This window comes from Cupriavidus sp. FW306-1B-F12B (genome assembly GCF_058781795.1).
The window spans coordinates 138,727-163,157 of record NZ_JBYSXC010000005.1; the positions used below are offsets into that span (position 1 = coordinate 138,727).

The following is a 24,431-nucleotide window of genomic DNA, read 5'->3' on the forward strand; positions in this document are numbered from 1 at the left end:
CTGCCCGGTCGGGTGCTTGAAGTGTCAAGGGTACACCAAGCCCGCTGACTACCAGGATAAAGAAAACACGTAGATGGCCTCTCACTAGCCTGCCAATCCGGGTGGTTCGCATGAATAGCGGCCACGCCTGGCATTGCCCTACGCTTTTAGCGAAGCCGATAACGTAGGGAGGCCCCCCGATGAATGCCGTCAATCAAACAGATTTCCGCCAGGCCATGGCGCACCTGCCCGCCGGGGTCAACATCGTCACGACACAGGGCTCGGCAGGCCGGTGCGGTATCACCGCCAGCGCCGTGTGCTCGGTAACGGACTCACCGCCGACCATCCTCGTTTGCGTGAACCGGGGCAGTGCCTCGCACGCCATCTTCCAACGCAATGGCCGGCTGTGCGTCAATGTGTTGAATAGCGAACAGGAAGAGCTTGCCCGGCATTTCGCCGGTATGACGCAGGTGCCCATGGAAGACCGTTTCGCGTGGGACATCTGGGACGAAGGCGATGCCGACCAGCCGGCCCTGCGCGATGCCATTGTCAAGCTGCAAGGCAGCATCAGCGATTGCAAGGAGGTGGGTTCCCACTCGGTCATCTTCGTCACGCTCGATCGTGTCGCGGTCGGCCACCAAGGCGGGAGCCTGGTGTATTTCAACCGCGATTTTCACCGCGTGCAGCACGCGAGATAGCGCCTGCCGTTTTGTGCCGAGCGCACCGCCGGGGCACGTTCTTGCAACGCGGTTCCATCGTCGCCCTGTTGGGCGGCATCACCAACTGGCGCGGGTCTAAGGGAATTACCTATGCGCCCCGCCAGAATCCTCTATGCGAGCGCAAACGCGACCCAATATCGCACCCCCGCGGTACGTCATACGCTGCGCTGGGAATTTCATGAAAGGAGAGAGGCAATGCCAGTCGTGCAGATTTACCTGATCGAAGGCCGGTCGCAGCAGCAGAAGGAGGCGTTCATCACCGATGTCACTGACGCCGCGGTCAATGCGCTTGGCGTCGACCGCTCTTCGGTCAGGGTGATGTTCCTCGACGTGCCGAAGACCGACTACGCCATCGGCGGCCAGACCGCGAAGGCGCTTGGCCGGTAGGCCTCCAGTCACTCAAGCAAGAAACGCGACACCGGGCCGTCCGCGCATCGCACACGGCCTGACAAAGGCGCACGCCCACCACGGTTGTCGCGGCCATTATCCACAAAGGAGACAAGTCATGCGACCAGATAGCGATCTTACGATCGATGCCATGCCCGCCGCTGCCATGCCGTTGCCGGGGGAAAGATTCCGCGAAGCAGACGCCATGGCCGGCGAACGCGGAGTCCGAAGGTTCTACCGCCGGTTGCTCGCCCTCTTCGTTCCGCTGCTGGTGCCGCTGGCGGGACTCGCCGCTGAGGGACGGCCCATGGAATGGGTTGTCGGCTATGCCGCTGGCGGGGGCTCCGATGTTGTCGCCCGCATGCTGGCCGAAGCGATGGGCAAGACGCTCGACCGCACCATCGTCGTCGTCAACAAGCCGGGGGCCGGCTCCAATATCGCAGCCGACTACGTCGGCAAGAGCAAGGACATCGGCAACGTCGTGATGACCGCCGATTCGGCGATGTTGGCCGCCAACCCATCGCTCTACAGCAAGCTCACCTACAGCGCGGAGAAAGACTTCGCGCCGGTCGGATCGATCGCTCGCTTTCCGCTGGTGCTGGTGGTGGCGCCGAACGTGCCGGCGACGAACCTGAAGGAGTTTCTTGCCTGGGCCAAACGCAACCCGGAGGGCATGACCTACGCCTCGCCGGGACCAGGCAGCCCGCACCATCTGGTGACCGAACTGTTCCGCCAGCAAACAGGACTGAAGCTTACGCACGTGCCGTACCGCGGCGCGGCGCCGGCGCTGCTGGACCTGATCGGCGGGCGGGTGCCGTTCATGTTCGTCGACACCTCGAGTGGGGGCGCCTACATCACGTCGGGCAAGGTCAAGCCGATCGGCGTGGCCAGTGCCTCACGGCTCAAGACGATGGGCGAGATTCCGACCTTGAGCGAGCAGGGCATGGCCGGCTTCGAGGCCTATGCGTGGCAGGCGCTGGTGGTGCCGACGGCCACGCCGCGGGAGGCAGTCACCGCCCTCAACAAAGCGTTGGTCGAGGCGCTCGGCACGACGGCCATCAAGGCGCGCCTGCAGGCACTTGGCATCGAGCCCGCGCCGAGCACGCCGGCCGAGCTCGCCACCTATGCGCGCAGCGAGCGTGAGCGGTGGGGACGCGTGATCCGTGATGCCGGAATCAAGCTGGATTGATTCGCACGCGAGCAAGGAGACCTTGGCATGAGCAGGTACGGCGACAACCGCGACGCCGTGCGTGACCGCGCGCACCGCGACGTCTACATCGACCCGGAGCTGTTCCCGCTGGAACAGGAGCACTTTTTTGCCAACACCTGGAACTACGTTGGCTATGAAAGCAAGAAACGCGACACCGGGCCGTCTGCGCATCGCACACGGCCTGACAAAGGCGTACGCCCACCACGGTTGTCGTGGCCAATCCACAAGGGAGACAAGTCATGAGACCAGGTAGCGATCCCACGATCGATGCCATGCCCGCCCCTGCCATGCCGTTGTCGGAGGAAAGATTCCGCGAAGCAGACGCCATGGCCGACGAACGCGTGGTCGGAAAGATCTACCGCCGGTTGATCGGCTTCCTGTTCGTCCTCTTCATGCTCTCATCCCTAGGCCACATCAATATCGGCTTCGCGGGACTGACGATGGGGCGCGACCTCGGCCTCTCGGCAACGGAGTTCAACCTCGCCTCGACCGTGCTCTATGGCGCCTACATTTTTTCGGGGTGCCGAGCAACATCATGCTCGGCAAGCTCGGCGCGCGTCGCTGGGTCGCGATCATCATGGTGGCGTGGGGCATTGCATCGACCGCGACGATGTTCGCCTCGGATGCCAACAGCCTTTACGTCCTGCGCATCCTGGTCGGCATCACGGAAGCGGGCTTCCTGCCCGGCGTCCTGCTGTACATGATGTTCTGGTTCCCGTCGGCGCATCGCGCACGCGCCAACGCGTTCTTCATGATCGCCATGCCTGTGACGTCGGCCCTCGGCGCCTAGCGGAGGCGCATGACGTGTCGCTGGCGAAGACGCTGTGCTCGCTGCCGGTGATGCAACTGGCCGTGGCCTATTTCCTGCTGGTCAAAGTTGGACTGGCCGAAGTTGCCGAACATGCCCGACGACGAAGTGGTCATCACGATGCGGCCATACTCCTGGGCGCGCATGATTTCCCAGACGGCCTTGGTGCAGTAGATCGAGCCCATGAGGTGCACGTCCAGCACGGCCTTGATGTCGGCGATCTCGAGCTTGCTGAATGACTTGTCGCGCAGGATGCCGGCGTTGTTGACTGGGTGTCCTGGTACAACCATCACCGGCTGCTCGGCTCCATTGGGTACGTGCCACCGGCCGAAGCCGAAGCCGAAGCCGAAGCCGAAGCCGAAGCCGAAGCCGAAGCAACGTATTATCGGCAACTTACCGAGCAGGCCGCCACGGCCTGACTTAAACCAACTAGCCTCCACGAAAGCCGGGGCGATTCAGGACGCTGATCGTCACGTCGTTGCTTCCCTCGTTGAAGCCGTTCGCCGTGGCGACGATGATGGAAACGGCGCCGGTGATGCTGGACGACGCCGAACTGAGCCCGGAAACCAACACGCTGGGAATGATCAGCACCTGGGTGCCGCAGATTGTCAAGAGCTGCTCTCAGGCCTGATGCGGCGCAAGCTGCTGCGTGCAATGGGTCTTGCCGACGTCAGGATTGCATATATCGGTTCAGCCGCGGTGCCCACATACCTGCTGCGCTGGTATTGCCGGCTTGGCCTGGAGTTGCCCGAGGGTTACGCGATGACGGAAAATTTCGGATACTCGCATTTCAACAGCTTGGGTAGCGCGCGCGAAGGATATGTCGGACAGTGTTCTCCCGATGTGCAGTGCCGTATTGCGCCAAACGGCGAGATCCTGGTCAAGAGTCCAGCACAGATGCTTGGGTACTACAAGGAATCCGGCCTGACGGCCGACAGCCTGACGCCAGACGGCTACATCAAGACCGGCGACCGTGGCTACATAGACGCCCGTGCGTTCCTGCGCATTACCGGTCGCATGAATGATCCATTCAAGACGGCCAAGGGTATCTTTGTCAACCCGGCACCAATCGAAGCCAGCCTGACCAGCCATCCATGGATCGAAGCTGCCTGCGTGACCGGGGCTGGCCGCACGCAACCGTTTGCGCTGCTGATGCTGAACCAGGCGGCCCGCGAGTTCGTGGCGCGGGGAGCATGCGCAGCCGTGGCGCGGACCCTGGAACAGTTGCGCCATCGGATCAACACGCAACTGCCGGCTCATGAGAGGCTCGATATGATGGTGGTTGTCCGCAAGCGCTGGAGCGTGCAGAGCGGCGACTTGACGCCGAGCCTGAAGATCCGTCGTGCCTCCGTCGAAGACCGCCATTTGTGGCAAGTGAATTCGTTCTCGAGTTGCGGGGACACAATCGTGTTTGAATAGCGAGGTATGCCAGCATGGCTTCACCCTCTTCAGGAGGGGCGCGCGCTGCAGTCAACGCTGGTGCTGGGTCTCGTTCAACGCTACAGCTCTATAAGCGTGCGGCTGTTGCCGGTATCCGTGGCCGCATGAACGGCTTACGCGAGCACGTGGAACGGGCGTTGGAAGGCTACCGACCCGGCGTCTTGCCCGGGCGTAGCTTCCGCAGAGGGCGGAAGGTCCAGCAACGCGCGCACATCCCGCTCGATCGTTGCGAGCGAAGCGGACCTGGACAGGGCGCGGGCAAACCGGCCGTCGAGGCCTGGTGGCAGACGCAGCCACATATTGTCCGAGACCAGCAGCAGGCGCCTTGGCTTCAGCACCAGGCTGGCCAGGCGCAGCAGGTGCCAGCCTTCGGCAAGATCCGGCGGCATGCCGAACACAAGCAATGCCGGAGCCGGCAGGCGCGCATTGCGTGCCGCCAGGGCGTCCGTTTCCACGAGTTCGACCCGGCCAATGCCCGGCATTTCTCCGAGCAGGCGCATGACTCCGTGCCGGTACACCGGCATGTCGTCGATCACCACGGCATGTGCCTCGCGGTTGCGCCCCAGGACTTGCTCCCAGGCGGCCGCTCCACGGTTCGTCCAGCTCATCCTTGTCTCCTCCGGTTTGCCTGCGCTGGCTTCGTGACCAGCGCCCTGCACCAGTACCAGCAAGGGCGATGCCAACTCTGGCACGGCCGCCTCGTGCCATCGCGCACAAGCGCGGGAGCCAGGCCCGCTGCGGGTTTCCGGGAGGTCGACGCGGACCTGCCGGCCTTTGCGGACGACTGACGGCCGCGGCGGGGTGTTACGTGTAACGTAACGTGTTACGCGACCGGCCTCGGCCGGACGCCGGAGGCTGTCGAAACCAGCGTCCCGCGCAGGGCAGGACGCCAACGACCGAAAGCTGGTGCTCAATTGCGATCGGTCTCAATTCGCCTTAATCTGTCACAGAGCCCCACCCTGGAACCGCGCGATGCAAGCACATCCCTTACGCCTTTGTCCCGGCGACGATCTGCGTGCCGCACTCGAAGACGTCGGACGACCGCCTTACGCATGAAGCCTATGCCTTGGCACACTTGATGACGGTATCGAGCGTGCGAGTGGTGATGCCCTTCCCGAACGAGCGTTCGAGCAGGCGCATGAACACCGGGCCTTTCTTCGGATCGGGCACGTAGGCGCTGAAGACCTCCGTGGCATTGGCCTTGACGATGCTTGCGCCGTCGCGCTCGATGGGCAGCTCCACGTCTGGCGGCACCGGGTTGCGGAGAAAGGTGACAACCCGCTTGGCCGAAGGCGCAAGGCTGAGCCCGGCGAAAGGGTCCGAGTCGATGAGGTCCTGGAGATAGCGGGACGGCCGGACGAAGGTGTCGAAGCTGTGGCCCAGTTCAGACTGCATCGCCTTCTCGGCGCGTCGCTCCAGGCTGGCCAGTGACGACGATCGCGCGTTGAACACGACATTGCCGCTGGAGAGCAGGGTTTTCACTTCGGAGAAGCCCGCCGCCTCGAAGCAGCGCTTGAGTTCGGGCATCCGGGCGTTCATCGGGCTGATGCCGCGAAGAAAGGCAACGTATCGGGACATGGCTATCTCGTGATTGCTGGCGAATCGCCACACAGCTTGCGGTCAACGGTAGACAGGCTGGTTCGAATGGCTGCAGACATGATGCGAGCAATGCGCTGGTGTGTCTGCCACCTTGCCATGTCCCGTGCATGAACGGCACGGAAGTTGGCGTCCCAGGCTTGCGGCAAATGCGCTGGCGTCAGCGACGCCACTAGCGGCGAACCCGCCGTGGCGGGCGCTGGATCGCAAATCCAGGCCGCTGCGGCCGGGTTGCCCCCTCCATGCCCACATAAGAAGAAAAATAGGCATCGAGCTGATCCCGGGTAAGGACGTTTCCTTGCATTTCCTGCTGCATCCCGCGCAGCAGCGCCGGCAGTGGCTACGCCTTGATGGCCTCGCTTGCCGCCTCGTCGATCAAGGCCGCGACTTCTGGTGCCTGCGACGCCAGCGAAGCATGGCTTGCCGCCAGGGTGATGACTTTCCTGGCATTGAGCCGGGCCGCCATCTTCTGCTGGTTCTCCGGGGCGATCATCCGGTCTTCGCTTGAGACCTGGTACCAGGACGGCTTCTTCTTCCACGCCGGCGCGGTGATGGTATCGCCAAAGGTGCTGGCAAGCGGCGCCTTCTGCGTCACCGCCATCACCAGGGCTTCGTCGGGCGGCAGGTCCTGGCAGAAGCTCTCGTGGAACTTGTCGGGGTTGAGCCAAAGGTAGCCATCGCTGTCGGGCACCAGGTTCGGCGCTGCGGCAGGAAGATGCTGCTGCGTGATTGCGCCGGGGCTCTCCCCCGCGTCGGGAGCGAAGGCCGCGATATAGACCAGCCCGACCACATTCGGCTGGTCACCCGCCTGGGTAATCACGGCGCCGCCGTACGAATGCCCCACCAGCAGGACAGGGCCTGCCTGCTGGGCAATCATCTTGCGGGTGCGCTCGGCATCGTCAGCCAGCGAGGTCAACGGGAGCTCCACGGCGCGCAGGGACGGATACCCCTTGCGTGCCAGCTCAATGATGACGTTGCGCCAATGCGCGGCGCCGCCCCAGAACCCGTGCACCAACACAACCGTAGGCTTGTTGCTCATGACCTGGACTCCTGTTCGTGGATGAATACGGCTCGCCGATCATGGCGGCGAGCCGTGGGTCTTCGGCGGAGCGGCCCGGCTTGAACCGATGCCACGAAGGCTCGGCCTGGCGCCCCATACGACTATAGGAACAATGGCGCAACGGGGCGAGCCATGATCGCGGGCCCTGAGGTATGCGGAATTTGCCGCGCTGGCATCGGGGCTGCGCGTCTGCGCCGAAGGAGCGCAGGCGCATCGGCAAGCTCAGCCTGCGGCGTTCTCCTGCGCCGCGTCGTATTGACCCAGGCAGGCCATGGCATTCAGCCGTGAGCGCTGCAGCAGCGCCCGTTGCGCTTGCGCGGCGTTGGCGGCGTCGCCGCGCCAGGCCAGCAGGGGCGGCTCCTGCAAGGCGCGCCCGTAGGAGAAGGACAATCGCCAGGGCAGCGGGGCAAGCCGGTTCATGGCGTCCAGATTGACGGTGGCCTCGGTGGGCGTCTGGCCGCCGGACAGGAAGAAGATGCCCGGCACCGCCGCCGGCACCGTGCGCCTGAGCACCTGCACGGTCTGCATGGCGACCTCGGCCGGGGCCGCGTGCCCGGCCTCCTTGCCGGGCAGCACCATGCTCGGCTTCAGCAGCATGTGCTCGAGCACCACCGCATGCCGGTGCAAGGCATGAAAGACTGCGTGCAGCACGGCCTCGGTAACCTCGGCGCAACGCGCCATGGAGTGCGCGCCGTCCATCAGCACCTCGGGCTCGACGATGGGTACCACGCCTGCTTCCTGGCAGATCGCGGCATAGCGTGCCAGCGCTTCCGCATTGGCCTGGACGGCAGCCCAGCCCGGCAACTTGTCCGAAACGTTGTAGACCGCACGCCACTTGGCAAAGCGCGCGCCCTGCTGGCGATAGCCGGCAAGCCGCTTGGCCAGCCCGTCGAGACCCTCGGTGATCTCGTCCCCGGGTGCCAGGGCGAGCGCGATCTTGCCCTTGTCCACCTTGATACCGGGCACGATGCCCTGGCGCGCCGCCAGTTCCGGCAGCGGCGTGCCATCGTCGGCGCGCTGACCCAAGGTTTCCTCGTACAGGATCACGCCGCTGATGAACTCGCCAAGACCTGGGCTCGACAAGAGCAGGTTGCGCCACGCGCGGCGGTTTTCCTCGCTCGACTCCACGCCGATGCGTTCGAACCGCTTGGCGATGGTCGGCCCGCTCTCGTCGGCTGCCAGCAACCCTTTGCCCGCTTGTGCCAGGGCGTCCACGGTGGCTTGCAATTCGCTTTTTCTGTCCATGATCAGGCTCCGTGCAGGTGACATAGGAACAAGCATTGGCGCGAAAACGCCGTCGCGCAAGCCAGGCGGGGCGCGTAGCGCCTGCCTAAGGTGGCCGCCCGAACGCTTCGCGCAGCTTGCCCTTGGCCTTTTCCAGCGTGGCGCGGCGCGCCTTGGGCAGATGACGGCCGGCGCGATTGATGTAGAAATTGAGCATCGACATCGCCGACTGGAACGCCGTGCCCTTGCGGCGCCGGCTGCTCACGGCGGAACGCTTGAGCGAGGCGGCAATTTCCTCAGGGTTGTCCGAGGCGAAGAGGTGCGGTTCGAGGTCCAGCGCGTCGCTGTGCTCGGTTACCTGCTGCGACCAGCGCCGTGTCTTGCCGCGGCCCTTTGCCGGCTTGCGGGTGGATTTCGTGGCGGCCATTTCCGGTCCTCCCACAGCGTTATCGGGATCCGTCTAGCGTAGGCAACTTCTCGCCGTCCGTGGGGGCTCAGGCGGGACCGGTGCGTGGTGGCAAGACCGCCCGAGCGGTGTGGGATAATTGCGCTTTTGCCCAGGGCGCAGCTCAAGAGGTTGTTCGCAACGGGCGCGCAAGGGCCCTTATTCCTGTGGCCCGCTTCCTTTCTGCGATATTTCTTCAGCAATAAAAAATGCCCACATACCGTTCCAAAACCTCCACCGCCGGCCGCAACATGGCGGGGGCGCGCTCGCTCTGGCGCGCCACCGGCATGAAAGACGAAGATTTTTCCAAGCCCATCGTTGCGGTGGTCAACTCCTTCACCCAGTTCGTGCCCGGGCACGTGCACCTGAAGGACCTGGGCCAGCTGGTCGCGCGCGAGATCGAGGCCGCGGGCGGCGTGGCCAAGGAGTTCAACACCATTGCGGTCGATGACGGCATCGCCATGGGCCACGACGGCATGCTGTATTCGCTGCCCAGCCGCGACATCATCGCGGACTCGGTGGAGTACATGGTCAACGCGCACTGCGCCGACGCCATGGTGTGCATCTCCAACTGCGACAAGATCACGCCGGGCATGCTGATGGCCGCGATGCGGCTCAACATCCCGGTGATCTTCGTCTCCGGCGGCCCGATGGAAGCCGGCAAGACGCGCCTGGCCAATCCCGTCACCAAGGCCATGGAATTCAAGAAGCTCGACCTGGTGGACGCCATGGTGATCGCCGCCGACAGCGCCTATTCCGACGCCGACGTGGCCGAGGTGGAGCGCTCCGCCTGCCCCACCTGCGGCTCGTGCTCGGGCATGTTTACCGCCAACTCCATGAACTGCCTGACCGAGGCGCTGGGCCTGTCGCTGCCCGGCAACGGCACCGTGGTGGCCACCCACGCCGACCGCGAGCAGCTGTTCAAGCGCGCCGGCAGCCGCATCGTGGAACTGGCGCGCCAGTACTACGAGCAGGAAGACGCGCGCATCCTGCCGCGTTCGGTAGGCTTCAAGGCGTTCGAGAACGCCATGACGCTTGACATTGCCATGGGCGGTTCCACCAACACCATCCTGCACCTGCTGGCGATCGCGCGCGAGGCCGACATCGACTTCAGCATGACCGACATCGACCGCCTCTCGCGCGTGGTGCCGCAGCTGTGCAAGGTGGCGCCCAACACCAACAAGTACCACATCGAAGACGTGCATCGCGCGGGCGGCATCATGGCCATCCTGGGCGAGCTGGAGCGCGCCGGCAAGCTGCACACCGACGTGCCCACGGTGCATGCCCCCACGCTCAAGGACGCGCTGGAGCAGTGGGACATCAGCCGCACCCGGGACGAAGCCGTCAGGAACTTCTACCTGGCCGGCCCGGCGGGCGTTCCCACCCAGGTGGCGTTCAGCCAGAACACGCGCTGGCCCAGCCTGGACCTGGACCGCGCCGAGGGCTGCATCCGCTCCTACGAGCACGCCTTCTCCAAGGAAGGCGGCCTGGCGGTGCTGACGGGCAATATCGCGCTCGACGGCTGCGTGGTGAAGACCGCCGGCGTGGACGAGAGCATCCTCGTGTTCGAAGGCACGGCCCACGTCACCGAATCGCAGGACGAGGCGGTGGAGAACATCCTCAACGACAAGGTCAAGGCCGGCGACGTGGTGATCGTGCGCTACGAAGGCCCCAAGGGCGGCCCCGGCATGCAGGAGATGCTCTACCCCACCAGCTATATCAAGTCCAAGGGCCTGGGCAAGGCCTGCGCGCTGCTGACCGACGGCCGCTTCTCCGGCGGCACCTCGGGCTTGTCCATCGGCCACTGCTCGCCCGAAGCTGCGGCTGGCGGCGCCATCGGCCTGGTGCGCGACGGCGACAAGATCCGCATCGACATTCCCAACCGCACCATCAACGTGCTGCTGTCCGACGAGGAACTGGCGAGCCGCCGCGAAGAGCAGAACGCCAAGGGGTGGAAGCCGGCCAAGGCGCGTCCGCGCAAGGTGTCTGCTGCGCTAAAGGCTTACGCCAAGCTGGTGATGTCGGCGGACAAGGGCGCGGTGCGGGACTTGTCGTTGCTGGATGACTGATCCTGGGGCGACCCTTTACTTCGTTTGCCGGGAAGGCCGCTCTTTGGAGCGGCTTTTTTTGGGTTCTTATATGAACGCGCCCCGTGGCTGGCCTTCCGTCGATCCAGGAGGTCGTTTGCTGGCTACTGGGGCGAAGTGCTGACGGTCGCGGCCGAGGCGGCGGGCATTGCCGCACTGGTGATCGACGGCGGCGTACGCGATATCGCGGCACTTACCGCGCGGTGACGGCGTAAGCCCGCGTGCTTAAGCGATTCATGCCGCCACGCAGAAGGAGGCTGGACGCTCCAGGCCCGAGATGCAGTCCTATGGTAAGGTTGCTGGCATGAGTTTACGGACTTCAACCAGTGACGCATGGGCCGCAGCCATGTGGTGCTGGGAGAGTGATGCAGCGTGAGTGATGCGAAGCAGGATGCGCGGCGCGCGCCGCCGACTGAGAGAGTTTCAACCAGCAGGGCTTTGCGCCTGAGCGTGCTGCCAGAGGCCAGGCCTGCGCCGGTCAACGGGAAAGACTGGCTGCGGCAGAGGAAAGAGCAATTGCAGGCTGCCCGTGCCGCTGCCAGGCAAAGGCGCGATCTGCTAAGAGCCGAAATCATGTCGGCCGTGCAAGATGTTGCCCGAGAGGAACGCACTGCCGCGCGGCTGGAGGCTGAACGCCTGAAGGCGGAAGCCAAGACCGCGCGGGCCTACGCGCGGGAGGATGCACGCGCCGCCGCCAAGTTCGAGCGCGGCCAACCAACCCGCTCGGCGTCCAAACGAAAGACGCTTGCCAATGAGAAACGCAAGCTGGTTTCTTACGCTGATCTGTTGCGGATGCGTGGGTGATCCGGTCATTCCATGGGCCTTGAAACGGACGGTTAATCCGATCCGCCTGCGGGAGCTGACTATCTGACCCTTGGTCAAGGGCCACTCCCCGCCGCGGCCAGACTGCCTGATAAAGCGCGCTGCGCAACATCGCGCGATTCATGGATGGTGCGGGGGCAAACGCGATACGTGGCGTTCCATCAATTCGCCCACCCAATCGATAAACACCCTGAGCTTCACGCTGACGTGCCTGTTCGGCGGATAAACGACGTACATGGGCATGGGATCGAGGCGCCAGCTCTCCAAGACCGGCACTAGCTGGCCGCGCGCCACATATTCCCGGGCCATGTAGTGCGGTAGCCAAAGGACACCTACGCCGGCGAGACCCGCCGCGAGATAGGCATTGCCATCATCGAGCGCGGCCAGATAGCGGCCTCGGACACTGATGCTCTCGCCATCGCGTTGCATCGTAACCGGTGCGACCTTGCCGCTGCTGGCTCCCAGGAATCCGACGATGCGGTGGTGGGTGTCTTCCAGTTCGCCCGGATGCATGGGTGTGCCCGCTTGCTCGAGATAGCCGGGGGCCGCGTAGACACCGAGCCTTAGCTCGCCCACGCGGCGCGCTTGCAAGGAGGAATCGGTCAACTCCCCACCCCGCAATACGCAATCCACGTTGTCGCCAATCACGTCCACCATCCGGTCGCTGACGCCGATGTGAAGCTGGAATCGACGCTGACGCATGGCTCTACGGCTTCCAGTTTGAGATCAAGGTGATCGCCAAACTGCCTGGCCCGGTGTCCGACTAGCTGAGCGGAAGCGTTGCCACGGAAGAGGGGAGCGCCGTAGTGTAGGGGACCGGATTCGTCAGACTGCGTTTTCCGAAAGAGTTATTAGCTAATGACGTCGCCGTGCGCCCGCCCAAGAACCGGAATTAACGAGACTGCGCTGACGAGAATAGCTGGACTGCACGGCAGACGCCATTTGACGCAGATTTATTCGCTCTCCAAAGCGAAAAAAGGGGACATCGCCACCAATGCCCCTGCCACGTCAGAAGATATGTTTGATGCCGGCAACCACGCCGGTCTGGTTGACACCTGGCGCTACGGTTGAAGCGGTCGCGGCACGTCGACGTTAGATGCCAAGCCTTGCCAACCTAGTCGTCCCGGCTAAGAACGTGTGTCACCAGACGAGCGAGCGTCGCATTGAGCAACGCACGTTCCTCCTCGGTCAGGATCTCTTGCGTGTCAGCGGCGATGTCTTTGGCCGCAACGTCGACTTTGTCATAGACGGCCTCTCCAACCGGCGTCAATCTCACCTCAACCACTCGAGCGTTGGTCGGGCGCTTATTCCTCACGGCAAATCCGCGTTGCTCAAGCTGATCAACGATGCGACTCACCACCGACTGCTCGATGATCGTCTCCTTGCATATCTCCCCGATTGTCGCAACTGACACCCATCTCAAGTGCTGCATCACGCGGAACTGCTGAATGGTGATCTCGACGGGACGTAGCGCCCGCGAAAGCCGGGCGTTCATTGCGTTCATCAACCTGCTGAGGTTGTAAGGCAAGTAACCCGACACGGGCTCGAGATCGCGCGATTGGATGTTGGACGTTCTTCGCATAGCGGCACCGATTGTAGCACTGGGAAGGCCGTCTGAGCGTGCTCTGCCACGATTCTATGCATACACATGTTTTGGAAGTATGTGTTGCTACATGATTTTATTAGGTGTAAACAATATGTTAAGTCTAAACAAATGTAATTGCATATGTGGCGGACGTGCGGTAACTTTCCTCACCGAACAACAAGACGTCTACCCCGACAAAAGTGGTGGAGGAACTTATGAACAGAGCTTGGCCCTTGGTCCCGGCAGTTGGTGCGCTTGCGTCTGCAGTAGCGACAACTACTGCATTTGCGCAGTCGACGGTCACCGCATATGGCGTATTCGACACTGGAGTCGAGTACGTGAATCGCATTGGCAGCGCCCACGACAGTGTGGTTCGAATGCCAAGCGCGACCGGCACGGTGCCTTCACGTTGGGGACTTCGTGGCTCGGAAGACTTGGGCGGCGGCCTGAAAGCGAATTTCCAGCTCGAAGGTGGATTTGGTCCCGATACCGGTGCCTTGCTAAACGGAGGGCGGCTCTTCGGTCGCCAGGCGTGGGTAGGCGTGGCGGGGTCCTGGGGCCAAATTAGCGTGGGCCGTCAGTACACGATGAGCCTCTGGTCGACTGCAGACCCGGACGTACTGGGGCCGAACATCTACGGCACCAGCAATCTCGACGCAAACCTCGCCAATCCCCGATCGGACAACTCCGTTGCTTATCGCGGCAAATTTGGCGGCCTGACGCTCGGCGGCACATACAGCTTTGGCAGAGATACGGTCAACGCGGGTCCAAGCCTGGCCGGCCAGAACTGTGCTGGAGAGAATCCTTCAGACCATCGCGCGTGCCAGCAGTGGACCGCGATGGTGATGTACGAAGGAAGTAATTGGGGCGTCAGTGCAGCTTATGACGCGATGAGAGGCGGGCCGGGCGCATTCGCCGGCCTCTCATCAAGCGGCATGCGAGATACCAGGATGATCTTTGCGGGCTACGCCATCCTGGCCCGCGCAAAAATGGGTGCCGGACTCCTGCGCCGGGATAACGACGCAAGTCCAACTCCTCGGAGCGATCTCTGGTGGGCCGGGGTTGCCTACGACATTACCCCCGCCATCACGCTCGGGACACAACTGAGCTGGCTTGACTACCGCCATAGCGACAACCGCTCAATCCTCTTTGCTGTTCGAGGCCTGTATAGCTTTTCCAAGCGTACTTCTGTCTATGCGACGGCTGGCTATATCGATAACGGGGGAACACTCACCAACTCAGTCAGCGCCGGCGGGCCGGGCTCGACCTCCCCGGGAGGCAACCAGCTTGGGGCCATGGTCGGCGTCAAACACATTTTTTGAGTTTGTCCTGGCACTCCGATGCCGGGAAAGAGTAACCGGGCAAGCGCCCGCAGCAATAGAGGTAAAAAAATGTCAGTACGGCATGTTGAAATTTCAGGGGCAGGCTTCGCAGGTCTGACCGCAGCAGCGGCATTTGCGCAACGCGGCTGGACAGTTCGGGTGCATGAGCGAGCCTCCAGCCTCCGCACAGCCGGGGCTGGCATCTTCATCTTTGAGAATGGATTGAAGGTGCTGCAAGCTATCGGTGCGTATGAAGACGCAGTGCGCGGTGCGCACTTGACGCCGGCTCGAGAGACGCGCAACGCGGAAGGCAAACTCCTTGCCCGTCATCCATCCAGCCCCAACCAACGTGTATTCACGATCGTGAGGCAGCAACTGCTGGAAGCAGTCGCTGCCGCAGCCCGGCGCGCCGGGGCGCAAATCCTGATGGGTTCCGAAGTGGTGAGCGCAACTCCCGCGGGGGTAGTGGGGCTAAGTACGGGAGAGATGGCCAAGGCGGACCTCATCATCGCAGCAGACGGCGTGCATTCACATATTCGGGACAGCCTGGGACTTGTGCGGTCACGTGTGAAACTCGGGGATGGTGCAATTCGTGTTCTTCTTCCGAGGAACAACGATGCCACAGATGCTAAAGCGGAAATCGTCGAACACTGGTCCGGCAAGCGCCGGCTCCTGTATGTGCCTTGCAGCCAGGACTGGTTGTATCTGGCACTGACAACGCTCAACTCGGATGTTGAGGGAAAAACGCTTCCGCTGAATGTCAAAGCCTGGGGCGACTCGTTCCCGCACCTACGTCCGCTCATCGATCGAATTCGCCACGAAGGGCGATGGGACGAGTTCGAAATGATCCACCTTCATCGCTGGTCGTCGGGCCGTGTGGCGGTAGTTGGCGACGCAGCACATGCCCAGGCTCCCAATCTCGGCCAGGGTGGTGGGTGCGCAATGATGAATGCGTTGGGGTTAGCCGCAGCGGTCGAGAACGAGGCTGATATCCAGATCGCGCTGCAAGAGTGGGAGGCCCGCGAACGGCCACTGACCGAACATACCCAACGCGTTTCCAAGCTCTACAGCACCGTCGGGCGCTTGCCGGACTCTCTGCGCAGCGTCGCCTTCAGCTTTGCGGGACGCTCGCGCTGGCTGGTACAGCAGCGCATGCGCACCGCAAACCACTGTCCGACGGGAGCCCTCTGATGGCGTTCGATAGATTGCCCGAGTTGCCGGCGATGCTGCATCCCGGAGCGGATGAATATGCGAAAAAGGCCCTTGCAGCGTCTCGCATTGCCGCGAACCAGATGCTGTTTGCGGGCGATCTGCCATACGGCGAAGACCCCTGGCAAAAGCTCGACATATACATTCCCCGCGATACCGACAAGACAGACAAGGGACTGCCGGTCCTATTCCTCCTTCATGGCGGTGCGTGGATGAACGGCTTCAAGGAGTGGATGGGCTTCATGGCCCCGGCGGTTGCCTCTGCACCCGCGATGCTTGTCTCCGCATCCTATCGGCTTGCACCGGCCGTTCGCATGGAAGAAATCGTGGCTGACTGCTTCCGCGCGCTGTCCTGGGTGCATAAGAACATCGCTGAATATGGCGGCGACCCGGACCGCGTCTATGTTGGCGGTCACTCCGCCGGCGGGCATCTGGCGGCAATTCTGGGCTTGCGCCCAGATCTGATGAGCGCCTACGCCATTCCATCCGATGTAGTAAAGGGATGTTTCCTGATCAGTGCGGCACTAGATCTCTCCTTCCTCACCTCGCCGTCTACCGATGCCGAAAAAAAACTCGGCGATGCGCTAGGGCCGGGGGCTTCTGTGTGGAGCCCGAAGGCATTCGTGCATAACGCCAAAACGCCCTTTTATCTGAGTTGGGGCGAAAGCGATTTCCCGCGGACGGTGACGCAGAACCAGGAGTTTGTGGCCATCCTGGAGCAGAGAGGCGTTCCCGTTTGCTGGGACCAGGTTGTCGGACATGATCATTTTTCAGTCCATCTGGCGAGTGGTGCTCCAGACAGCGCCTGGGCCAAGCGAATCGGTACATATCTAAATAGGAGGAATCCATAATGCAGCAACAGCGTCTCGACGGCATCTTTCGTCCACGTCGCCTCGGTCACGTCAATTTCATCGTTGCGAGCCTGCAGCGTTCAATCGATTTCTATCAGCAAGCCTGCGGACTGAACTTGGAGTTCACCGAGAGCGGCATCCGCGCCGGCTTCATGGGTGTAGGGCACACTCCGCATGACGTTGGCATGATCGAGCAGACCTATGAAGCCCGATATGGCCGGGACGGGCACCTGCAAATGCCCAGGGGCGTCGCGAGAAAAATCGGACTGAACCATCTCGCGTGGGAAATGGAGTCAGAAGCAGTATTGGTCGCAGCTTGGGACCGTGCTGTGGCCGAAGGGAAGTCTCAAACGCCAAGGACTGTAGATCATCAGATTGCGCGTAGCGTCTATCTCCGCGACCCTGATGGAAACATGAACGAGTTCTACGCGGATACGATCAAGGACTGGCGTGCGGTCTTGCATGGTGACATCGAACTGATTACCTCGTCCTGGATACCCGGTGCGCCAGCACCAGCTGCCGATCCTCGTTGGCACCCCAATCCCGAAACACGACGCTTTGATGGCGGGGTGATGCAACCCAGAAGGCTCTCGCACGCTGTCCTGGTTACCCAGGATCTTGGGCCAATGGTCGAGTTCTATACGTGCATCGCCGGCCTCGAGATTGTTTGCGATACACCCGACATTGTTCTGTTGCGTCCATCGGCGACCCCTTCTCCCTATCAATTGGCCCTCGTTCTTGGCGAGGAAAAGGGTCTGCACCACTTCGGCTTCGAGGTTGAAGGCAGCACGAGGTGGGAGGAAAGTGCGAAGCGCCTGGATGCCCTTGGGTACCAAGTCATTGCTCCGATCTCCGGTCCGCTAAAAACAAGTCTGTTTGCAACCGACCCTGACGGGTATCGCGTGGAGTTTTGCGTACCGAAAAGCCGAGATCTGGAGCAACTGCAAGGTGTTCGGGATCCTCTCTACCTGGTGTGATCCTCACCGCGTAGATATCGCCAGGCTGCATCCGGCCATGCGGCTGGTAATGACAATAGACGACTGAAAGGACTGCACAATGAAAGCAGCCGAATACTCGATGGCGAGGGATATCAACTATCGCCACTCTGCTCACGATTCGCAAGGCGCGATTATTGCCAGACTCGAACGCCTGCAAAAATCCTCGCTGCAGATCCGAGCGCGCTTGTTGATCGGCCTGGCTACGTTCTTCGACGGGTTCGACGCCCTTGTGATCGCAGCGACACTACCCGTTCTGATCAAGGAGTGGGCGCTGTCTCCCGCGCAAATTGGAATGCTTATCGCTGGGAGCTCGGTAGGCGCCCTGCTTGGCACGCTGGTCTTTCCCCAGATCGCAGATCGCTTCGGACGGCTCAAGGCAATCACGATCAGCACAGGGATCATTGGGCTCGGCAGTATCGCGTGTGGCCTTACTCATTCATTCGAGGTATTCCTCATAATCCGGGTGATTCAAGGTGTCGGCATTGGTGGCGAACTACCTGTAGCTGCTACCTATATCAACGAGATCGCGCGGGCACACGGTCGCGGCCGTTTTGTTCTCCTGTACGAAGTCATCTATCCGATCGGCTTGCTGATCTCGACTATCGTCGGAGCGTGGATGGTGCCCCGCGTCGGCTGGCAGTTTCTGTATTTCGTGGGAGGTCTGCCTTTGCTGCTGTGCGTCCTGATTCCCTGGCTGGTGCCCGAGTCTCCGCGCTGGCTCGCTGGGAAGAATCGCTTTGCCGAAGCTCATGTGGCGATGCAGCGTTTCGAGGCTTCCGTCCGAGGCATTCTGGATGTGCCGGAGGATGGCGCGCGCTACGACAAGTTGCTCTCGAAGATGCCGAAGCGCCGCGTGCGAGACCTGTTCGGTGCTGCCTACGTACGCCGTACCCTCGTTATTGCGCTACTGTGGGCAGCCTGCGGATTCATCCAGTCCTGCCTGACGACATGGCTACCTACCATTTATCAGACCATCTACAAGGTGCCGCTGCAAACGGCGCTGAATCTCGCGATCGGGTGTTCTGCCTTGGGCGTGATTGGCTCCATCGTGTGCGCGGTATTGGTTGACAGGGTTGGCCGGAAGCCAGTCATCATTTGGGCTTTCTTCGCCTGCGCTACCGCACTCATCCTTGCTGGCCTGATGGTCAATCAGTCAGTCTATGTCGTAGCGACGCTTTGCTCGATCGCGTTTGGTCTGCTTGCGTGCGGGTTCATCACGGTGTTCGTCTATACGCCGGAAATGTATCCGACGAGCGTTCGTGCGCTCGGATGCGGCCTTGGCGGCGTATGGTCAAAGCTTGCGGCGATTTCTGGTCCGATGGTCGTGACGCAACTCGTAGGCCTTGGTCTACTCAATATGGCCTTCTATTGCCTTGCAGCGGTAACACTTGTCACTGCGGTTACTGTTGCACTGATCGGCATCGAGACTCGGGGCAAGGTGCTGGAGGAACTGGAGGCGTAGGGCGTTACGTGGCAGGCGGCGGCACGCCAGGATGGCCACCGCCGCCGTCAGATTCTCTTAAGCCACCGGCCCGGGCCGAACATTCTGGTGCGGACGAAAGAAGTTGGCCGGGTCGTATTTGTTCTTGATCTCGACGAGCCTTTGGTAGTTCTCCCCATAGGCGGCCCGTACCCTGTCCGTCCGGCGCCTGGCTCGCAAACGCATGGTAGAACGCGCAAGGCGTGTTGCCACCTTGAACCCAAAGTCGGCTCACCACTGCATTGCTGTAGCCACCACGCCTCAGGCGACCGCACCCGGCGGCGCATGGCGTGCCAGGAAGCGGTCCAATTGGCCAGCGAACGCCTTGCTGTCCTGCTGGGCGTACGGTGCCGGCCCGCCGGTATCAACGCCTGAACTGCGGAGTTGTTCCATCACCTCGCGCATCGTCAGGCGCTCCTGGATGTTCTCACGGCTGAACCAGCTTCCTCGCGGGTCGAGCACAAAGGCGCCCTTGTCAAGGGCGGCGGCGGCAAGCACGATGTCCGCCGTGATCACAAGGTCCCCGCTGCTGACCAGCTCGACGATACGGTCATCGGCGACGTCGAAGCCCGCAGGCACTTGCAGTGACTTGATAAAGCGCGAAGGCGGCGTGCGCATGTACTGGTTGGCAACCAGCGTGACGCACACTTCGACACGTTGTGCGGCCCGGTACAGCATTTCCTTGACGACAACCGGGCAGGCGTCCGCGTCAACCAGTACTTGCATCGCGATACTTCCAATGGGGGAGGAGCGCTCATATTACTGCCTGCGCGTCCCGTTCGCTTGTTATTCGGCCAACGCCTGGTCACCTGGGCGGCGCGTCGGATGCTGCCCAACTCGACCGCCTTGGCGAACATGGCGATCGCCCTGAATTCGTTGACCGGCATGGCAATCTCCCGGCTTGGAAGCCGATTATCAAGTTTTTCTTGTAACTGATGCAAGCGGGAATGGCCTAGTTGGTTGAGACAGTGATCTTTACAGTCCCGGGTATCGGACCAATTGGACGGGAGACCACCATGCACAAGCGACAACTCGGCCGTTCTGGCCTGGAAGTTTCTGCCCTGGGCTTCGGCTGCATGGGGCTGAGTTCTGGTTACGGCCCCGGACTGGAACGTGCGGCGGCGGTCCAGATGATCCGCGACGCTTTCGAGCGCGGGGTGACCTTCTTCGATACCGCCGAAGCCTACGGTGCCCTGAACGAGGAAATGGTTGGCGAAGCCTTGCAGCCGATTCGGGATCAGGTTGTCATCGCCACCAAGTTTGGCTTCAAGGACGGCGATGCCACCAAAGGCATGGACAGCCGCCCCGAGCGCATTCGCTCCGTGGTGGAAACTTCCCTCGAGCAGGGCAATTTCGGCGACTTTACGGTCGCCCGCATTACCGACATGCCTGCCTTCGACGTGCACATCGTGCCCAGTGCCGATGCGCCGACCGGCATGGGTGAACCAGGTCTGCCACCGCTTGCGCCGGCGTTCGCGAATGCCATCGCGCGGCTGACCGGCAAGCGGCAGCGCGGCCTGCCTTTTCAGCTATAGCCATACGCGGGTATCAGCGAGCCACCGCTCGGGCTCTGAGGGTGCTGACATGCTTCTTGATTTTCGTGTTCTTCTTGCCTTGCCACTCATCTGCACAGCGGTCTTCGGCGGCAACGCTCTCTCCGCGCCGCTCGTGCTCCAGGCCCAGGGCAGCTTCGCGGTCGGCGGCACTGTCGTGCGTAGCCCGGGTATCTATGAACTGGGTAAGGCTGGTCCTGACGGACAGACGCTCCATGGTGACCATGCGCGCGTGGCTTACCAGATCCCCGTGAACCCGCGCAAGCTGCCCCTGGTGATGTGGCACGGATTTGGCGAGTTTTCGAAGACGTGGGAGACCACCCCCGACGGTCGCGAAGGATTCCAGACCATCTTCCTGCGCCGCCGCTTTCCGGTGTATCTGCTGGACCAACCGCGCCGGGGCGGCGCGGGCCGAAGCACCGTCGCCGCGCGAATCGCCGCCGAACCGGATGAACAACGCTGGTTCAATATGTTCCGCCTGGGCGCATGGCCGGACTTTTACCGCGGCGTGCAGTTCTCGAAGGATCCGGAGGCACTGAACCAGTTCTTCAGGCAAATGGTGCCGGATACCGGGCCGTTGGATAACCAGGTGGCGGTCGATGCCGTATCGGCGCTCTTCCACCGTATCGGCCCCGGCATCCTGGTCACGCATTCCTACAGCGGCGGGCTGGGATGGCAAGCGGTCATGCGCAACCCGGCCATCCGCGCCGTGGTGTCTTACGAACCTGGCAGCGGCTTCGTGTTTCCGGAAGGGGAGGTGCCTGCTGCAATGCCAAGCCTCACCGGACCCTTGGCCGGCGTGGCGGTGACGATGGCGCAATTCAAGTCGCTCACGCGCATTCCGATCGTGCTCTTCTACGGCGACAACATCCCGACCCGGCCTGGCGCGGCCCCGGGGCTGGACAACTGGCGCGTGCGGCTGGCGATGGCGAAGCTGTGGGTCGACGCCGTCAATCGCCATGGCGGCGACGCCAGGCTGGTTCACTTGCCGGACCTCGGGGTACGCGGGAACACGCATTTTCCGTTTTCGGACTTGAACAACCTGCAGGTGGCAGATCTGATGCAGGCGTTCCTGTCGGAGAAGGGGCTCGACTAAATAGAGCAGTCAATCCAATAGCTTATAGCTGGCAATTTTCCCTGGCGCGAGCGGCATGGGTTCCTGGACGTAGGAAGTAACCGCAAGCGCCGCCGGCGCCTCTTCACGCATGCCGGCCACCCCTCATGATCGCGCTGGCTGTGTCGACCACGGCGGCCAGGGCAAGCATGGCGATGATCACCGTGCAAGCCTGGGGCAGATGGAACAGGGACAGCTCGAAATACAGCATCTGCCCAAGTCCGCCGGCGCCGACAAAGCCAAGGATTGCCGCCACGCGGATATTCGTTTCCCAGCGGTACAGGATGTAGGCCAGGAACTGGGGCCATACGCACGGCAGCGTCCCGTACATGAAGACCAGCGCGGCAGGAGTGCCCCCTTCCATCAGCGCGCGGGCGGGTGCGCGCGGCGCATTCTCCAGCGCCTCGGCGAACAGGCGCCCGAGCACGCCCGCGGTATGCAGTGCCAGGGCGAGGGTGCCGGCAAACGGTCCAAGGCCGACTGCGAGCACGGTCAGCGCAGCCCATACCAGCTCGGGGATCGAGCGCAACAGGTTCAGTAGCAAGCGCGACAACGCGCGCAGCGCATCGCCGTAGAGCCCGGAAGCCGGTAGTGCCAGGCCAAAGCCCAGCACCGCCGCACACAGCGTGCCCACCGCGGAAACCGCGAGCGTTTCGAGCATGCTGCCAGCGGTTCTGGCCAGAAAGGCGGGTGACAGCTGCGGCGGGAAGAACGTCAGCAGGAAGCGCGCCATCTCGGCTGCAGCGTCCGCGGAAAAAAGCTGGCCCAGATCGAGCGACAGATACGCGAAGCTGCCCGAAACCGCGGCGGCCACCGCGATCAGGGTGAGCAGGCAGCGCATGCAGAATTGAGCGGCCTTGACCTTGTGCGCCATGATTCAGTCGAGCAGCTTGCGCAGGTGCGCGCTGAGCGCGTCCGCCAGCAGGACCAGCAGCAGGAACACTAGCAGGATGGTCGCGGCTTCCCCGCCGTTGAGCAGTTTCATGGCCTGGTCCATCAACTGCCCAAGTCCGCCGGCGCCAACGAAGCCCATGACCACGGAAGCCCGGATGGCACATTCCCAGCGGTAGACGGTGTACGAGACCAGCTCCTGCGCGGCATGGGGAAGCAGCCCATAGAACAGTGCCGCCAGGCGCCCGCTGCCGCTGCCAAGCAGGGCATCCACGGCGCGTTTGTCGCTGGATTCGAGGATTTCCGCATAGACCTTTGCCAGCATGCCGCCATAGGTGATGGCCAGAGCGAGCACGCCCGCCGCCGCCCCCAGGCCGAGGGCCCGCACGAAGACCAGTGCCCACACCAGCTCCGGCACCCCGCGCAGCAGCAGCACCAGGGCGCGCACGCCAGCGCGCACCGCCATGCGCGGCTTGCGTCCCCGGCCGGGGCCGATGCGCGACACCGACAGGCTGCCCGTCAAGGCCACGGCCAGAGGTGTTGCGATCACAAAGGCGAGCGCAATGCCAGCGGTGGCGATCGCCAGCGTTTCCAGCGTGGCGTTGACCACAAGCCCGAGGAATCCGGGCGAAACCTCGGGGGGAAGGAAGTTGCGCACGAAGGCGCCCATCACCTTGAGGTTTCCGGTGTCGAACAAGGCTGAAGGGCTGAACCGGGACAGCTGCAACAATGGCCACAGCAGAAGCAGCGCGACCACCAGGCCGCTGGCGCGCCGCAGCGCCTGGGGATCGCGCGGGTGGGCGGTCATCGGCACGCAGGCCTGGGTCGGGTATCGCCACCGATGGCGGCGCTCGCACCCGCCGCGATGCTCATCAGGGCCTGGCTGCCCTGTACCGGTGGCGATGCGCTTTCGGAGGCATAGAGTTCGCGCAGCAGCGCGTCGGTGACGCGCTCGGCCGGCAGGTCGAAGGCGATCTCGCCCGCCTTCAGGCCGACGATGCGGGGAAACCAGCGCAGCGCCAGGTCCACTGCGTGCAGGCTGGCGACCAGGGGCACGGCGCGTGTATCCGCTTCCTTGCGCAGCTCGCCCAGGGTGAGGTTGGCCAGCACCGGGTCCATCGCCGAGACCGGCTCGTCCGCCAGGATCAGATCCGGGCGCTGGTAAAGCACGCGGGCGACGCCCACGCGCTGCAGTTGGCCGCCCGAGAGCTGGTCGCAGCGGTCGAACAGGCGGTCGGCCAGCTCAAGGCGGGCGAGCTGTTCGCCGGCACCATCGATGTCTGCCGGATAGACCAGCGACAGCAAGGATTTCCAGGCGGGCCAGATGCCCAGGCGGCCGGCAAGGATGGCGGTGATCACGCGCTGGCGCGGCGGCATCGGCGGCGCCTGGTGCACCATGCCGATGCGGCAGCGCAACTGCCGCAGGCGTGCGGCGGACACCGCCCAGGGGCTTTGCTCCAGCACCTCCACACGGCCCTCGCTTGGCCGCAGCGACGTTGCCAGCAAGCGCAGCAAGGAGGTCTTGCCGGCTCCCGACGGACCGATGACGGCGATGGGCTCGCCGCGGCCGGCCGCCAGCGTGATCTGGCTGAGCGCACGCTGTCCGTTGGCGTAGCTGATGCTGGCGGCGTCCAGGCGGAAGCTCATCAGA

At 63.0% G+C, this 24,431-nt stretch carries 28 protein-coding genes and 4 pseudogenes; 19 read left to right on the plus strand and 13 right to left on the minus strand.

Features of this window, described 5'->3' with window-relative positions; translation table 11 throughout:
• Positions 1-179: 179 nt before the first annotated feature.
• From hpaC to AC3WLE_RS10735, 5 genes are all read left to right on the plus strand, one after another.
• The gene (gene hpaC / locus AC3WLE_RS10715) at positions 180-677 is read left to right on the plus strand and encodes a 4-hydroxyphenylacetate 3-monooxygenase, reductase component (RefSeq protein ID WP_492318107.1); all 498 of its coding nucleotides are present in this window, start codon (positions 180-182) and stop codon (positions 675-677) included.
• Positions 678-788: 111 nt separating this feature from the next.
• Positions 789-1,085 carry a tautomerase family protein gene (locus tag AC3WLE_RS10720; RefSeq protein WP_492318106.1) on the plus strand — a complete coding sequence of 99 codons (297 nt, stop codon included), beginning with the start codon at positions 789-791 and terminating at the stop codon, positions 1,083-1,085.
• 205 nt (positions 1,086-1,290) lie between these two features.
• Positions 1,291-2,274, plus strand: coding sequence for a Bug family tripartite tricarboxylate transporter substrate binding protein (locus AC3WLE_RS10725; protein ID WP_492318215.1), 984 nt, complete (start codon positions 1,291-1,293; stop codon positions 2,272-2,274).
• A 27-nt stretch (positions 2,275-2,301) separates the two neighbouring features.
• Positions 2,302-2,538 (plus strand): hypothetical protein, encoded by a 237-nt coding sequence (locus tag AC3WLE_RS10730; protein WP_492352783.1) that lies wholly within the window; start codon positions 2,302-2,304, stop codon positions 2,536-2,538.
• A gap of 292 nt (positions 2,539-2,830) precedes the next feature.
• Entirely contained in the window at positions 2,831-3,085 is a 255-nt protein-coding gene (locus tag AC3WLE_RS10735) for an MFS transporter (protein WP_492318104.1), read from the plus strand.
• Between the two features lie 83 nt (positions 3,086-3,168).
• On the opposite strand, the pseudogene AC3WLE_RS10740 reads toward AC3WLE_RS10735, so the two are convergent.
• Positions 3,169-3,372: pseudogene (locus tag AC3WLE_RS10740) on the minus strand (SDR family NAD(P)-dependent oxidoreductase); the annotation flags it as partial.
• 221 nt (positions 3,373-3,593) lie between these two features.
• Between AC3WLE_RS10740 and AC3WLE_RS10745 the strand changes: the two are divergent.
• The gene (locus AC3WLE_RS10745) at positions 3,594-3,734 is read left to right on the plus strand and encodes a hypothetical protein (RefSeq protein WP_492318103.1); all 141 of its coding nucleotides are present in this window, start codon (positions 3,594-3,596) and stop codon (positions 3,732-3,734) included.
• Positions 3,734-4,522 carry an acyl-CoA synthetase family protein gene (locus AC3WLE_RS10750; RefSeq protein WP_492352785.1) on the plus strand — a complete coding sequence of 263 codons (789 nt, stop codon included), beginning with the start codon at positions 3,734-3,736 and terminating at the stop codon, positions 4,520-4,522. The genes AC3WLE_RS10745 and AC3WLE_RS10750 overlap by 1 nt, the downstream gene beginning before the upstream one ends.
• A gap of 134 nt (positions 4,523-4,656) precedes the next feature.
• Here AC3WLE_RS10750 and AC3WLE_RS10755 read toward each other — a convergent pair whose 3' ends face one another.
• From AC3WLE_RS10755 to AC3WLE_RS10775, 5 genes are all read right to left on the minus strand, one after another.
• Entirely contained in the window at positions 4,657-5,151 is a 495-nt protein-coding gene (locus AC3WLE_RS10755; RefSeq protein ID WP_492357194.1) for a DNA-binding response regulator, read from the minus strand.
• Positions 5,152-5,602: 451 nt separating this feature from the next.
• Positions 5,603-6,121 (minus strand): DUF1697 domain-containing protein, encoded by a 519-nt coding sequence (locus AC3WLE_RS10760; protein ID WP_492318100.1) that lies wholly within the window; start codon positions 6,119-6,121, stop codon positions 5,603-5,605.
• A 358-nt stretch (positions 6,122-6,479) separates the two neighbouring features.
• Positions 6,480-7,178, minus strand: coding sequence for an alpha/beta hydrolase (locus AC3WLE_RS10765; protein ID WP_492357193.1), 699 nt, complete (start codon positions 7,176-7,178; stop codon positions 6,480-6,482).
• A gap of 243 nt (positions 7,179-7,421) precedes the next feature.
• Positions 7,422-8,444 (minus strand): class I fructose-bisphosphate aldolase, encoded by a 1,023-nt coding sequence (locus AC3WLE_RS10770; RefSeq protein ID WP_492318098.1) that lies wholly within the window; start codon positions 8,442-8,444, stop codon positions 7,422-7,424.
• Positions 8,445-8,529: 85 nt separating this feature from the next.
• On the minus strand, positions 8,530-8,850 hold the full coding sequence (locus tag AC3WLE_RS10775) for a DUF3175 domain-containing protein (protein ID WP_492318097.1): 321 nt from the start codon (positions 8,848-8,850) through the stop codon (positions 8,530-8,532).
• Positions 8,851-9,077: 227 nt separating this feature from the next.
• Here AC3WLE_RS10775 and ilvD point away from each other — a divergent pair, with 227 nt between their 5' ends.
• The 3 genes from ilvD to AC3WLE_RS10790 all read left to right on the plus strand — a co-directional run bounded on the left by ilvD (position 9,078) and on the right by AC3WLE_RS10790 (position 11,759).
• Positions 9,078-10,937 (plus strand): dihydroxy-acid dehydratase, encoded by a 1,860-nt coding sequence (gene ilvD / locus AC3WLE_RS10780; RefSeq protein ID WP_492357192.1) that lies wholly within the window; start codon positions 9,078-9,080, stop codon positions 10,935-10,937.
• A 24-nt stretch (positions 10,938-10,961) separates the two neighbouring features.
• Entirely contained in the window at positions 10,962-11,162 is a 201-nt protein-coding gene (locus AC3WLE_RS10785; RefSeq protein ID WP_492357191.1) for an RraA family protein, read from the plus strand.
• A gap of 165 nt (positions 11,163-11,327) precedes the next feature.
• Positions 11,328-11,759, plus strand: coding sequence for a hypothetical protein (locus AC3WLE_RS10790; RefSeq protein ID WP_492357190.1), 432 nt, complete (start codon positions 11,328-11,330; stop codon positions 11,757-11,759).
• A 138-nt stretch (positions 11,760-11,897) separates the two neighbouring features.
• Here the strand turns inward: AC3WLE_RS10790 and AC3WLE_RS10795 are convergent.
• Positions 11,898-12,461, minus strand: a pseudogene (locus tag AC3WLE_RS10795) (LysR substrate-binding domain-containing protein); the annotation flags it as partial.
• 258 nt (positions 12,462-12,719) lie between these two features.
• On the opposite strand from AC3WLE_RS10795, the gene AC3WLE_RS10800 reads away from it, so the two are divergent.
• Entirely contained in the window at positions 12,720-12,848 is a 129-nt protein-coding gene (locus AC3WLE_RS10800; protein WP_492318093.1) for a hypothetical protein, read from the plus strand.
• Between the two features lie 43 nt (positions 12,849-12,891).
• Here AC3WLE_RS10800 and AC3WLE_RS10805 read toward each other — a convergent pair whose 3' ends face one another.
• Complete coding sequence (locus tag AC3WLE_RS10805; protein WP_492318092.1) at positions 12,892-13,281, minus strand: MarR family winged helix-turn-helix transcriptional regulator; 390 nt, start codon at positions 13,279-13,281, stop codon at positions 12,892-12,894.
• 296 nt (positions 13,282-13,577) lie between these two features.
• On the opposite strand from AC3WLE_RS10805, the gene AC3WLE_RS10810 reads away from it, so the two are divergent.
• The 5 genes from AC3WLE_RS10810 (at position 13,578) to AC3WLE_RS10830 (ending at position 19,204) form a co-directional block, all read left to right on the plus strand.
• Positions 13,578-14,684: a porin gene (locus AC3WLE_RS10810; RefSeq protein WP_492318091.1), complete on the plus strand. Its 1,107-nt coding sequence runs from the start codon at positions 13,578-13,580 to the stop codon at positions 14,682-14,684.
• 69 nt (positions 14,685-14,753) lie between these two features.
• Entirely contained in the window at positions 14,754-15,875 is a 1,122-nt protein-coding gene (locus tag AC3WLE_RS10815; protein WP_492357189.1) for an FAD-dependent oxidoreductase, read from the plus strand.
• Entirely contained in the window at positions 15,875-16,744 is an 870-nt protein-coding gene (locus tag AC3WLE_RS10820) for an alpha/beta hydrolase (protein ID WP_492318089.1), read from the plus strand. Before AC3WLE_RS10815 ends, AC3WLE_RS10820 begins: the two co-directional genes overlap by 1 nt.
• Entirely contained in the window at positions 16,744-17,721 is a 978-nt protein-coding gene (locus AC3WLE_RS10825; RefSeq protein WP_492357188.1) for a VOC family protein, read from the plus strand. Before AC3WLE_RS10820 ends, AC3WLE_RS10825 begins: the two co-directional genes overlap by 1 nt.
• 79 nt (positions 17,722-17,800) lie before the next feature.
• Positions 17,801-19,204, plus strand: coding sequence for an MFS transporter (locus tag AC3WLE_RS10830; protein ID WP_492357187.1), 1,404 nt, complete (start codon positions 17,801-17,803; stop codon positions 19,202-19,204).
• 57 nt (positions 19,205-19,261) lie between these two features.
• Here the strand turns inward: AC3WLE_RS10830 and AC3WLE_RS10835 are convergent, their stop codons facing one another.
• Both AC3WLE_RS10835 and AC3WLE_RS10840 read right to left on the minus strand, forming a co-directional pair.
• Positions 19,262-19,408: a BBE domain-containing protein gene (locus AC3WLE_RS10835; protein WP_492357186.1), complete on the minus strand. Its 147-nt coding sequence runs from the start codon at positions 19,406-19,408 to the stop codon at positions 19,262-19,264.
• A 75-nt stretch (positions 19,409-19,483) separates the two neighbouring features.
• Positions 19,484-19,948, minus strand: a complete 465-nt coding sequence (locus AC3WLE_RS10840) for a YaiI/YqxD family protein (protein ID WP_492318085.1) — start codon at positions 19,946-19,948, stop codon at positions 19,484-19,486.
• Between the two features lie 290 nt (positions 19,949-20,238).
• On the opposite strand from AC3WLE_RS10840, the pseudogene AC3WLE_RS10845 reads away from it, so the two are divergent.
• The 3 genes and pseudogenes from AC3WLE_RS10845 to AC3WLE_RS10855 form a co-directional block, all read left to right on the plus strand.
• A pseudogene (locus AC3WLE_RS10845) lies at positions 20,239-20,568 on the plus strand (aldo/keto reductase); the annotation flags it as partial.
• Positions 20,560-20,757: pseudogene (locus tag AC3WLE_RS10850) on the plus strand (hypothetical protein); the annotation flags it as partial. The pseudogenes AC3WLE_RS10845 and AC3WLE_RS10850, both read left to right, overlap by 9 nt.
• Positions 20,758-20,806: 49 nt before the next feature.
• Entirely contained in the window at positions 20,807-21,871 is a 1,065-nt protein-coding gene (locus AC3WLE_RS10855) for an alpha/beta hydrolase (protein WP_492357185.1), read from the plus strand.
• A gap of 103 nt (positions 21,872-21,974) precedes the next feature.
• On the opposite strand, the gene phnE is transcribed toward AC3WLE_RS10855, so the two are convergent.
• The 3 genes from phnE to AC3WLE_RS10870 are packed head-to-tail and all read right to left on the minus strand — an operon-like array spanning position 21,975 to position 24,427.
• Entirely contained in the window at positions 21,975-22,763 is a 789-nt protein-coding gene (gene phnE, locus AC3WLE_RS10860; protein WP_492318083.1) for a phosphonate ABC transporter, permease protein PhnE, read from the minus strand.
• Between the two features lie 3 nt (positions 22,764-22,766).
• Positions 22,767-23,588, minus strand: coding sequence for a PhnE/PtxC family ABC transporter permease (locus AC3WLE_RS10865; RefSeq protein ID WP_492318082.1), 822 nt, complete (start codon positions 23,586-23,588; stop codon positions 22,767-22,769).
• Positions 23,585-24,427 carry a phosphonate ABC transporter ATP-binding protein gene (locus AC3WLE_RS10870; RefSeq protein ID WP_492318081.1) on the minus strand — a complete coding sequence of 281 codons (843 nt, stop codon included), beginning with the start codon at positions 24,425-24,427 and terminating at the stop codon, positions 23,585-23,587. The genes AC3WLE_RS10865 and AC3WLE_RS10870 overlap by 4 nt, the downstream gene beginning before the upstream one ends.
• Between the last annotated feature and the right edge of the window lie 4 nt (positions 24,428-24,431).